Annotated in this window: 11 protein-coding genes; 9 read left to right on the forward strand and 2 right to left on the reverse strand. The window is 62.8% G+C overall.

Annotated elements, in window-relative coordinates; genetic code table 11:
* Positions 1-131: 131 nt before the first annotated feature.
* The 7 genes from HMPREF3104_RS00545 to HMPREF3104_RS00575 are packed head-to-tail and all read left to right on the forward strand — an operon-like array spanning position 132 to position 7,217.
* Entirely contained in the window at positions 132-1,682 is a 1,551-nt protein-coding gene (locus tag HMPREF3104_RS00545; RefSeq protein WP_070493173.1) for an anthranilate synthase component 1, read from the forward strand.
* Positions 1,679-2,314 (forward strand): glutamine amidotransferase-related protein, encoded by a 636-nt coding sequence (locus HMPREF3104_RS00550; RefSeq protein WP_070493176.1) that lies wholly within the window; start codon positions 1,679-1,681, stop codon positions 2,312-2,314. Before HMPREF3104_RS00545 ends, HMPREF3104_RS00550 begins: the two co-directional genes overlap by 4 nt.
* A complete protein-coding gene (trpD, locus tag HMPREF3104_RS00555) occupies positions 2,304-3,332 on the forward strand; it encodes an anthranilate phosphoribosyltransferase (RefSeq protein ID WP_070493179.1) in 1,029 nt (342 codons plus the stop codon). Before HMPREF3104_RS00550 ends, trpD begins: the two co-directional genes overlap by 11 nt.
* The gene (trpCF, locus tag HMPREF3104_RS00560; protein ID WP_070493222.1) at positions 3,319-4,743 is read left to right on the forward strand and encodes a bifunctional indole-3-glycerol-phosphate synthase TrpC/phosphoribosylanthranilate isomerase TrpF; all 1,425 of its coding nucleotides are present in this window, start codon (positions 3,319-3,321) and stop codon (positions 4,741-4,743) included. Before trpD ends, trpCF begins: the two co-directional genes overlap by 14 nt.
* On the forward strand, positions 4,736-5,995 hold the full coding sequence (gene trpB / locus HMPREF3104_RS00565; RefSeq protein ID WP_070493182.1) for a tryptophan synthase subunit beta: 1,260 nt from the start codon (positions 4,736-4,738) through the stop codon (positions 5,993-5,995). The genes trpCF and trpB overlap by 8 nt, the downstream gene beginning before the upstream one ends.
* Positions 5,992-6,834 (forward strand): tryptophan synthase subunit alpha, encoded by an 843-nt coding sequence (gene trpA, locus HMPREF3104_RS00570; protein WP_070493185.1) that lies wholly within the window; start codon positions 5,992-5,994, stop codon positions 6,832-6,834. Before trpB ends, trpA begins: the two co-directional genes overlap by 4 nt.
* A gap of 32 nt (positions 6,835-6,866) precedes the next feature.
* Positions 6,867-7,217, forward strand: coding sequence for a Rieske (2Fe-2S) protein (locus tag HMPREF3104_RS00575; protein WP_070493225.1), 351 nt, complete (start codon positions 6,867-6,869; stop codon positions 7,215-7,217).
* On the opposite strand, the gene HMPREF3104_RS00580 is transcribed toward HMPREF3104_RS00575, so the two are convergent.
* A complete protein-coding gene (locus HMPREF3104_RS00580) occupies positions 7,211-8,290 on the reverse strand; it encodes an NADH:flavin oxidoreductase/NADH oxidase (RefSeq protein WP_070493188.1) in 1,080 nt (359 codons plus the stop codon). The genes HMPREF3104_RS00575 and HMPREF3104_RS00580 overlap by 7 nt on opposite strands.
* A gap of 37 nt (positions 8,291-8,327) precedes the next feature.
* Here HMPREF3104_RS00580 and HMPREF3104_RS00585 point away from each other — a divergent pair, with 37 nt between their 5' ends.
* Positions 8,328-9,296 carry a bile acid:sodium symporter family protein gene (locus HMPREF3104_RS00585; RefSeq protein ID WP_070493191.1) on the forward strand — a complete coding sequence of 323 codons (969 nt, stop codon included), beginning with the start codon at positions 8,328-8,330 and terminating at the stop codon, positions 9,294-9,296.
* Between the two features lie 19 nt (positions 9,297-9,315).
* Positions 9,316-9,621, forward strand: a complete 306-nt coding sequence (locus HMPREF3104_RS00590) for a hypothetical protein (RefSeq protein ID WP_070493229.1) — start codon at positions 9,316-9,318, stop codon at positions 9,619-9,621.
* A gap of 80 nt (positions 9,622-9,701) precedes the next feature.
* Here the strand turns inward: HMPREF3104_RS00590 and HMPREF3104_RS00595 are convergent, their stop codons facing one another.
* Positions 9,702-10,103: a hypothetical protein gene (locus HMPREF3104_RS00595; RefSeq protein WP_070493194.1), complete on the reverse strand. Its 402-nt coding sequence runs from the start codon at positions 10,101-10,103 to the stop codon at positions 9,702-9,704.
* Positions 10,104-10,462 lie beyond the last annotated feature (359 nt).

Below are 10,462 nucleotides of genomic sequence, written 5' to 3' on the forward strand. Positions count from 1 at the left end.
CGGCGTGCCACAAGTCAACGTAGAAAAAATCTTCTGGCCCGCCAGCTTGAACCCAAACCAAGCGCCGCGGGCCTTTGCTCTAAGTCCCCGGTGCTGCATAAGACAAAGCACAACGATAAAGGACGAACACAATGAGCAAATCCCCACCACAGCCGCGGTTTACAAAGGTAGACGTGCGCTATCACGAGGACGTCTCCAGTTTGTTCGCGCACCTTGGTGGCTGCGAGCAGGAAGACTCCGTGCTTTTAGAGTCCGCTGATATTACGACGAAGTCGGGGTTGCATTCGATGGCGGTGCTCAAGGCGTCGTTAAGAGTGACCTGCAATGGCAACCAGGTGAGCATCGAGCCGTTCACCGAGTCCGGCGAGCTGCTAGCCAAGCAAGCCCAAGAGCAGCTCAAGCCGTACGCAACCGCCGAAAACACCTACGAGTTCCCGGCAAGCAAGGCCGAGGATGAGCGGGAGCGGCTGACGGCGCCGTCGAGTGCGGAGGTGCTGCGCGCCCTGAGCACCAAGGCCGGCTACGGCAACGAGGACTTTCCACTGTTGGCGGGCGGGTTCGCGTTTGATTATCTGGAAACGTTTGAGACGCTGCCGCAGGTCCAGGAGGGGGAGAACACCTACCCGGATTACCAGTTTGTGCTGGCAGAGGTGCTGCTGAAGGTGGATCACCAGGCGCAGACCGCGTACCTAGCCGCCGTGGATGCCACCGGCGAGGGCATTGATCTTTCAGAGCTCGCCATGCGTATCGACGCCCCAACGCAGACCTACACCCCCGCCCCACACCCGGAAAACACGCTGCGTGTGGCCGCGAGTATGGGTGATGGGGAGTTTCGGAGGGACGTGGAGAAGCTGAAGGGCTCCATTGCCAACGGGGATATTTACCAGGTGGTGCCGGCGCGCAGTTTTACTACGACCTGCCGGGATGCGTTTGCGGCGTACCAGCGGCTGCGTGAGACGAACCCGTCGCCGTACATGTTTTATGTGCGCGGTGTGGACCGGGCGGGGCAGCCCTACGAGTTGTTTGGGGCTTCGCCGGAGTCCAACCTGAAGTTTGATCCGGCCACGCGCGAGGTGCAGTTGTACCCGATCGCGGGCACGCGACCGCGCGGGTTGAACGCGGATGGCAGCGTGAATTTGGAGTTGGATACGCGCATGGAGCTGCAGCTTCGTACGGATGCGAAGGAGGTTGCGGAGCACACGATGCTGGTGGATCTGGCGCGCAATGACCTGGCGCGTGTGGCTGAGCCGGGGACTCGCAAGGTGGCGGAGCTGTTGCAGGTGGACCGCTATTCGCGCGTGATGCACCTGGTCAGCCGGGTCACGGCGACGCTTGCTCAGGACCTGGATGCGCTGGATGCGTACCGCGCGTGTATGAACATGGGCACGCTGACGGGCGCGCCGAAGCTGCGCGCGACGGAGTTGTTGCGTGAGATGGAGGGCACGCGCCGCGGCTCCTACGGCGGGGCAGTGGGCTACCTGCGCGGCAATGGCGACTTTGACACATGCATTGTCATCCGTTCCGCCTATGTTTCACGTGAAACATCGGTGGTTCAGGCGGGCGCGGGCGTGGTGCGGGATTCGGACCCGCAGGCCGAAGCCGACGAAACCCTGCACAAGGCATACGCCGTACTCAACGCGTTGGCCCTGGCTGCCGACGCGGAGCTGGAGGTAATCAAATGACAATTGTGATGCTGGATAACCAGGACTCGTTTGTCTACAACCTGGTCGACGCGCTTCGGGATACCGGCGACCACGAGATGGTGGTCTACCGCAACACCGTCTCCGCCGACACGGTGCTGGCCGCTAACCCGGACCTGATCGTGCTCTCGCCCGGCCCCGGCTACCCGGTCGAGGCCGGCTGCATGATGGAGGTCATCGGCCGCGCCCAGGGCCGCATCCCAATCCTGGGCATCTGCCTTGGCTACCAGGCACTGATTGAACACCACGGCGGCCGCGTTAGCCCGTGCGGCCCGGAGCACGGCACATCCCGACCGATGCGCCTGACCGAGGCCGGCAGGGCTAGTTTGCTATTCGGCGGCCTGACCACCGGCGGCACGCCCACCGAACCAAGCAACAGCGTCCCTGTTGCCCGTTACCACTCGCTTGGCGCAACGCAGGAGCCGGAGGGGATGCGCGCCCTTGCGTGGGCCGATACTGAAATTGGTGAGGTGATCATGGCCGCCGAGACGACGGATAGTATGGCCATTGGCCTGCAATTTCACCCCGAATCTATTTTGACGCCGGCCGGCCCGATCATGCTCGAGCGCTGCGTTACTCAACTGCTGCAGAAAGGTGCAAACAATGGCAAGTGAAAAGTCTCTGGAAATTCTGCGTCGCTTTTTGGATAACCCGGCGCCCACGCTTGAAGAGGCCGTGGAGGCGTTTACCCCGCTGACTATCGGTGATTATGACGACGTACACATCGCAGCGCTGTTGGCCACGATCCGTACGCGCGGCGAGACCTTCGCCGACATCGCGGGTGCGACCCAGGCGTTCCTGGCTGCCGGCCGCCCGTTCCCGGTGACGGGGGAGGGGATCATGGACACCGCCGGTACGGGTGGTGACGGCGCGAATACCATCAACATCACCACCGCTGCCTCACTGACCGCGGCTGCTGGTGGCGTGAAGATGATCAAGTGCGGCAACCGCTCCGTATCTTCCAAGTCCGGTTCCGCGGACGTGCTTGAGGCGCTGAACATTCCGCTGGACCTGGACCCGGATCGTGCGGTGCGCCAGTTCGAGGCTGCGAACTTCACGTTCCTGTTTGCCCCGGCCTACAACCCGGCGATTGCGCACGTGCAGCCGGTGCGTAAGTCCCTCGGCGTGTCCACACTGTTCAACACGATGGGCCCGCTGCTTTCGCCTGCTCGCCCGGAGTTCCAGATCATGGGCATTGCCAACCCGAAGCAGGGCCAGGTGATCGCGGAAACCATGCGTGAGCTGGGCCGCGGTCGCGCACTCGTGGTACACGGCGCGGGTACGGATGAGATTGCGGTCCATGGTGACACCCAGGTGTGGGAGCTAGACCGCGAGGGCGAGATCACGCACTACACCATCACCCCGGAGGAGCTCGGCGTTTCGCGCCACCCGCTAGAGGCGCTGCGCGGTGGCGACGGCGCGGAGAACGCCGCCTACATGCGCGCCACCTTTGCGGGCGAAGGCCCCCAGGCGCACCACGACGCGATTGCGCTTTCCGCCGGCGCCATGTTCTACCTCTACGGCAAGGCGGACACGATTGCGGAAGGTGTAACGCATGCGAGCACCTTGCTTAACGACGGCACCGTTCAAGCCTGGCTGCAGAAGCACGAGGGGACCGATTACAGTGCCTAAGCTTCCTACGGTTCTGGAGAATATCGTCGCTGGACGAAAAGGTCACATTGACGAAATTCGCGCACGGCTACATGGCGTTAATTTTGACACGTTACCTAAATCAGAACGCTCGTTGTACGAGAATCTGAAGCGTCCGGGGACCAGTTTTATTTTGGAGTGCAAGAGCGCGTCGCCGTCTTTAGGCATGATCCGCGAACATTACGAGCCGGGGGAGATCGCCACCGTGTACTCCCACGGCCACTCCAAGGCGGCGGGCATCTCCGTGCTTTGCGAGCCCGACCGCTTCGGCGGCGACTACGACCACCTGGCAACGGTCGCCTCCACCACGCACCTGCCGGTGCTGTGCAAGGACTTCATCATTGATGAGATCCAGGTGTACGCCGCTCGCTACTTTGGTGCGGACGCCATCTTGCTCATGCTCTCTGTGTTGGACGATGAGGAGTACTCGCGCCTCTCCGCGCTGGCGGACTCCCTTGGCATGGACGTGCTCACCGAGGTGATCGATGAAGAGGAAGCGCACCGCGCGGCCAAGCTCGGCGCGAAGATCTTCGGCGTGAACCACCGCAACTTGCACGACTTGTCCATTGACCTGACGCGCTCCAAGCACCTGGCGCAGTTCGCACCGGAGGACTCGGTGGTGGTTTCGGAGTCGGGGATCAGGGACGTGCGCACGGTTCGCGCGCTCGGCGCGCACTCTGACGGGTTCCTCGTGGGATCCCAACTGACCAGCCAGCCGGACGTGGACCTGGCGGTGCGCGAGTTGGTCTACGGGCCGAATAAGGTCTGCGGGCTCACCAGCCCATCCGCGGCGCAGGCAGCGAAGGCGGCCGGCGCAGTCTACGGCGGGCTGATCTTTGAGGATGCCAGCTTCCGCAATGTTTCACGTGAAACATCCGCCAACATCATCGCGCACGAGCGCGGCCTAAAGTACGTCGCGGTCTCTCGCCGCACGGAGAACTACGGCGCGCTGATCCAGGACGGCATCGCGGCTGTGCAGATTCACGCACCGCTGCAGGCGTCGGTGGAGAAGGAGCGCGAGCTCATCGCACGCGTTCACGCCGAGGTTCCCGAACATGTTGAGGTATGGCGCGCAGTTTCGATGACGGACATGCTCGGCCCCGAGATCGCGCAAGCCATCGCTGAAGACGTGGACATGCTTGTGCTCGATGCCCATGAGGGCGGTTCGGGGGAAAGGTTTGATTGGGGGGTGCTGCGTGGCGTCGATAAGCAAAAAGCTCTGCTTGCCGGTGGGCTGAACCCGGACAATGTTGCGGAGGCCTTGGCAACCGGGGTGGCCGGCGTGGACCTGAATTCTGGTGTGGAGTATGCGCCGGGGCGCAAGGATGCGGCGAAGCTGCGCCAGGCGTTTTCGGTGATTGGGAATTTCTATGTGGAGGACAACAATGAGTGAGTACAGCCGCGGCGGCAAAACCCTGCTGCCTGCGTATTACGGTGAGTTCGGCGGGCAGTTTGTGCCCGAGTCGCTGATGCCGGCACTGGATCAGCTGGAGCGCGCGTTTGTAGAGGCCTTTGAAAACGAGGAGTTCATGGCCGAATACCGCGCGCTGCTGCGGGATTACCTGGGCCGCCCGACCCCGCTGACGGAGTGCCGCAACCTGCCGCTGAACGGCAACGCGCGCATCTTTCTCAAGCGCGAGGACCTCGTGCACGGCGGCGCACACAAGACCAACCAGGTGATTGGGCAGGCGCTGCTGGCAAAGCAGATGGGCAAGACGCGCATCATCGCGGAGACCGGCGCGGGCCAGCACGGCACGGCGACGGCGCTGGCGTGCGCGCTGCTGGACCTGGATTGTGTGATTTACATGGGCAAGGTGGATATGGCCCGCCAAGAGCCGAACGTCTACCGCATGCGCCTGATGGGTGCGGAGGTTATCGGCGTGGAGTCCGGCGCAGGCACCTTGAAGGATGCCGTGAATGAGGCGCTGCGCGATTGGACGGCCACGTTCCATGAGTCGCACTACCTGCTTGGCACCGCGGCGGGCCCGCACCCGTTCCCGAAGATTGTGAAGGAATTCCACCGCGTGATTTCTGCCGAGGCGCGCGCCCAGATGCTGGAGCGCACAGGCGCCTTGCCGGACACGGTGGTTGCGTGTGTGGGCGGCGGCTCCAACGCGATCGGCATGTTCGCGGAGTTCATTGATGATGAGGGCGTGGAGCTCGTCGGCGCCGAGCCGGGCGGCGAGGGCTACGGCGTGGGCATGCACGGCGCCGCGATCGCCCAGGGCACCGTCGGCATTTTGCACGGCACGCGTTCTTACCTGATGCGTGATGACGACGGACAGGTCGAGGAGTCCTACAGCATCTCCGCCGGCCTGGACTACCCGGCGGTTGGCCCGGAGCACGCCTACCTGGCCAAGTCCGGCCGCGCGAAGTACGTGCCGGTGACTGATGAGGAGGCCCTGCGCGCCTTCCAGTTGCTCTCCCGCCACGAGGGCATCATTCCGGCCCTCGAGTCCTCGCACGCGCTTGCTTATGCTTTACGACGCGCAGCCGAACACCCCACCAACGCCTCCCCATTGAACATCTTGGTCTGCCTTTCCGGGCGCGGGGATAAGGACGTGGCACACGTTCGCAAGACGCTGGAGGAGCATCCGGATTGGGTTATTTCTGCTAAAGGATCCGATAAGGAGGAGCAGCGATGAGCCGCTATGACGCAATGTTCAAGCGCCTAGAGGAGAAAGGGGAGGGCGCGTTCGTTCCGTTCATCATGCTCTCTGACCCCTCGCCGGCAGAGGCCGTGGAGATCATCACCACCGTGGTTGAGGCTGGTGCGGATGCCGTGGAGCTGGGCGTGCCGTTTTCTGATCCGGTTGCGGACGGCCCAGCGATCCAGACCGCACACGTGCGCGCCCTTGACGGCGGTGCGACGGTGCAGCAGGCGCTGGATCAGGTGCGTGAGCTTCGCCAGCGCTTCCCGGAGCTGCCGATTGGCATGTTGATCTACGCCAACGTTGCCTACGTGCGCGGGCTGGACCGTTTCTACCCGGACTTCCACTCCGCGGGTGCAGATAGCATTTTGCTTCCAGACGTCCCCGTGCGCGAGTCCCAACCGTTCACCGAGGCCGCCACCGCCGCGGGTGTGGATCCGATCTACATCGCACCGGCGAAGGCGTCGCGTGAAACGTTGGAGGGTGTGGCGGCGAACTCCCGCGGCTACATCTACGCCATTTCTCGCGACGGCGTGACCGGCGCTGAGAAGGAAGCCACCGTGGACGGACTCCGCGAGGTTGTGGACAACATCAACTCCTTCGGTGGGGCGCCAGTGCTGTTGGGCTTTGGCATTTCCCGCCCGGAGCACGTCCGCGACGCGATTGCCGCGGGTGCCTCAGGTGCCATCACGGGTTCCGCGATCAGCAACATCATTGCCAAGTACACCGAGCACACCCACCCGAACCCGGGACGTGTGACCGATATGGCTGGGCTGAAAGCGGAGCTGTCTGACTACGTCCGGGCTATGAAGCAAGCTACGGTGAAGGCATGACAAACCCGACCCCGCACACCTGCTCCCGCCGCATGTTCATCCTCGGCTCCGCGGCAACCTTCGCCGGCGCGTTCCTGGCCGCCTGTGGTCAGGAGCCGACCGCGGAGCTTGCCAAAACCGAGGTACCTGTTGGCAGCGCGGTGATTATGGATCGCTTCATCATCGCCCAGCCAACCGAGGGCAACTTCGTGGCGTACTCCACCATGTGCCCGCACCAGGGCGCGAAGATCACGGTGGTTAACGGTGATGAGGTGCGCTGCACCAAGCACGGTTCCACCTTCAGCATTGTGGACGGCTCGGTGACCTCCGGTCCGTCCGAAACCGGCATGATGACGGCTGCGCTTGCAGACAACGGCGACACCGTCACCGCGAGCAATCAGTAAGCCCTGAAGTAGGAGTCCGGGTACGGCAGCTTGGCGTGATCCACGCCGAGCTCCTCCAACGCATCAATGGCCCACTCCGCGTTGCGCAGGGCGGCGCGCCCGATCATGACGGCGTCCGCATCGCCTGCTTCCAGAATGTTTTCGGCCTGCTGGGCGTCCGTGATTAACCCCACGGCCGCTACCGGCAGGCCGCTTGCGTCTTTCAAGGCGCGTGCAAACGGCACTTGGTAGCCGGGTTCAACGGGAATGTTGGCGCGGACGTTGCCGCTAGAGGAGACGTCGATAAGATCAACGCCCTTGTCGCGCAACTGGGCGCCAAGCCAGCGGGAGTCATCCAACGTCCAGCCTTCCGGGTCCAGCCACTCGGAGGCAGACAGGCGGACCAACAGTGGCATGCCGTCCGGCAGCACCTCGCGCACGGCGGACACCACCTCAAGCAACAGGCGCGCCCGGTTCTCGCGCGAGCCGCCATACTCATCGCTTCGCTGGTTCGACAGCGGGGAGAGGAACTGGTGCAGCAGGTAGCCGTGCGCCGCGTGGATTTCCACGAAGTCGAAGTCGGCCTCCACGGCACGGGTCGCCGCGGCGGCAAAGAGCGCGGGAAGCTCACGGACCTCCTCCAGTGTCAGTTCGCGCGGTTCGGCATGGCCCTCGGATGGGATGGGGGAGGGCGCGGTGGTTTGCCACCCGGCGTCGTCAAGCGGAATGCTCCTGCGGCCGGTCACTTGGGGCAGCATCGGGTAGGTGGAGGCTTTGCGGCCGGCGTGGTTGAGTTGGATGCCCATCGCGGCGCCGAGCGACTTGGCAAGCGAGACGATTGGCGCCCACGCGTCGACGTGCTCCTGGCTCCACAGGCCGGCGCAGTAATTGGAGATCCGGCCCTCCGGCACAATCGCGGTGGCTTCCGCGACGATGACCCCGAAGCCGCCGGCGGCACGCGCGCCGTAGTGCATCATGTGCCACGCGCCCGGGATACCGTCTTCGTTGCGGCAGCGATACTGGCACATGGGCGGAAGCCAGATGCGGTTGCGGACGGTCAGGGAGCGAAGGGTGAGCGGTTCGTTGAGGAGCATGCCGCCAGAATAGCTACGAGTTCGTAGAATTACCCGCATGCCTGGTTTTCTTGAAGGTTTCTTAAAACGGTTCGACCCGCTGCTTGTGGGCATCTTCGCCTCGATGGTCATCGCGTTCATTGTGCCGGCCAGCGGCAGCTTTGCGGACGGGTTTGCCGTGGCGGTGAAGCTTGCCATTGCACTGCTGTTCTTCCTGTACGGCGCGCGCCTTTCCACCCATGAGGCGATGAAGGGCCTGACCAACTGGCGGCTTCACCTGTTGATTCTTGCGTTTACCTTCCTGATTTACCCGTTGATTGGCGTGCTTCTCCGGCCAACTACGGCGTTTTTGTCGCAGGAGATTTACCAGGGCATTTTGTTTGCCATGTTGGTGCCGTCCACGGTGCAGTCCTCGGTGGCGCTGACCGGTATTGCGCGGGGCAATGTCTCGGGGGCGGTGGTGGCGGCGTCGGTGTCGTCGCTAGTCGGTGTGGTGGCAACGCCTGTGCTGGTGATGCTGCTGATGGGCACCGGGACGGGCGTGCGTATCGACGCCACCGTGTTCACCAACATCGCCCTCCAACTCCTCCTGCCGTTCGTACTTGGCCAGCTGGCGCACAATTACGTGCCGCGGGCAAAAGAGATTGCCAAGTCCAAGGCCACGAAGATAGTGGACCGCGGTTCCATCTGGATGGTGGTCTACTCCGCGTTTTCCAGCGGCGTGGTCTCCGGCGTGTGGTCAAATGTGAAGCTGTGGGAGATCGTCTTCCTGGCCGTATTCGCCGTTGTGTTGGTGGTGGCGATGCTGTGGCTTTCCAAGGTTCTCCCGCAGGCGCTGGGCTTCAACCGCGAGGACCGCGTCGCTGTGCAGATGTGCGGCACGCAGAAGTCGCTCGCCACCGGCCTGCCCATGGCAACGGTGATCTTCGGCGGCGCGCAGCTGGGCGTGCTGATTGTCCCGCTGATGATCTATCACATGATCCAGATCGTGACGTGCTCCGCGTACGCTTCGCGGCTTCACGCGTAAACCGCCTAGAGTGTTTCACGTGAAACATTACGTGCGCATCCACTACACCGTCCCGGAGCTCGGCGGCGAGCTGCTGAACATCGCGGAGCTTGAAGAGCGCAGCGCCTCCGAATGCGCGATGCTCCGCATGATCGAGCTCGACCCGGCGGAAACCATCACCGGCATTTTCATCGACGGCCGCGTCATCGGCCAGGCCAACCAGCCCCTCGACGTGGTCCCGCACCCGGACCTCTACAGCCAGCTCGAAGGCATCCGCGCCACGCGCCTCACGCCCGAAGAGTTCGAGGGCCTGTGGGAAGAGGCCGCCACCAAGTTCCCGCATTAGGGCCTCTTGCTTACCGACGCCAAATCCCACCCCAGCTTCCAGCCAGGGTGGGATTTTTCTACGTGGAGGGGAAGTTCTGCTTAGAACGGGAGCTTCAGGCCGCCGCCGTTGGTCAGGAACGCGATCACAGCCAGGATCGCGGCGGTGATGCCGGTGCCCAGCAGGATGTTGGCGGTCTTGCCTGGCTCCCAGTCATTAGCCTTATCAGACTTCAGGGAGGATGCGAGCGAGCCGAGCGACTTGCCATCGTCGTCCTTGTCCAGGGCGCTCTTTACAGGACCCTTGGCTTTGTCCTTGTTCTCCTTGGCGTAGTCGATGGCCTCCTCATTGGTGTACTCCGAAGACTTCTTGTTGTTGCCTTCCTGGCTGCCAACGGAGGAACCGCCATTCCCCGAGCTGCCTTCCTCTTCTGCCATTGCCGGAACAGTGGCGAGGGACATTGCAGTTGCGGCTGCGATTGCAGCGGTAGTGATGCGCTTCATGTGAAGTTCCTTTCGGAGGGGATTAAACACGGAAATAAACAGTGACAGCCATCCCAACAAAGGGATTTGAAGGGGAAGCTATTTGGTCTATCGAAGCACTTATCCATTCCGTTACAACATGTTTTGACCAGCAAAATCACGCTAAAGATTATTCGCTTTGCCGTGTCGATCCTCTCCCGACCCGAGGCTTCCCGTCATAGGGCAAATCCCGGTGATAGTTGACTCATCGGTGAGCCAAGCCCCCTGTAGACGTTCTCGCTCAGTCGGGGATGGCTTGCACAACCCTTCGGAAAAACAGGCTGTTTTTTGATCCTGGCCACCTGGCTTCTCTTACTCGGGTCGGGTATCGACCAGTTCTG

It is taken from the genome of Corynebacterium sp. HMSC30G07, from assembly GCF_001806945.1.
Lineage (GTDB): Bacteria > Actinomycetota > Actinomycetes > Mycobacteriales > Mycobacteriaceae > Corynebacterium > Corynebacterium riegelii.

What these genes read in the sequence shown, in the direction of transcription:
- HMPREF3104_RS00550 (WP_070493176.1), top strand. Translation starts at nt 1,679, where the DNA reads ATGACAATTGTGATGCTGGATAACCAGGACTCGTTTGTCTACAACCTG.
- trpA (WP_070493185.1), top strand. Translation starts at nt 5,992, where the DNA reads ATGAGCCGCTATGACGCAATGTTCAAGCGCCTAGAGGAGAAAGGGGAG.
- HMPREF3104_RS00595 (WP_070493194.1), bottom strand. Translation starts at nt 10,103, where the DNA reads ATGAAGCGCATCACTACCGCTGCAATCGCAGCCGCAACTGCAATGTCC.
- HMPREF3104_RS00575 (WP_070493225.1), top strand. Translation starts at nt 6,867, where the DNA reads ATGTTCATCCTCGGCTCCGCGGCAACCTTCGCCGGCGCGTTCCTGGCC.
- HMPREF3104_RS00585 (WP_070493191.1), top strand. Translation starts at nt 8,328, where the DNA reads ATGCCTGGTTTTCTTGAAGGTTTCTTAAAACGGTTCGACCCGCTGCTT.
- HMPREF3104_RS00545 (WP_070493173.1), top strand. Translation starts at nt 132, where the DNA reads ATGAGCAAATCCCCACCACAGCCGCGGTTTACAAAGGTAGACGTGCGC.
- trpD (WP_070493179.1), top strand. Translation starts at nt 2,304, where the DNA reads ATGGCAAGTGAAAAGTCTCTGGAAATTCTGCGTCGCTTTTTGGATAAC.
- HMPREF3104_RS00580 (WP_070493188.1), bottom strand. Translation starts at nt 8,290, where the DNA reads ATGCTCCTCAACGAACCGCTCACCCTTCGCTCCCTGACCGTCCGCAAC.
- trpB (WP_070493182.1), top strand. Translation starts at nt 4,736, where the DNA reads ATGAGTGAGTACAGCCGCGGCGGCAAAACCCTGCTGCCTGCGTATTAC.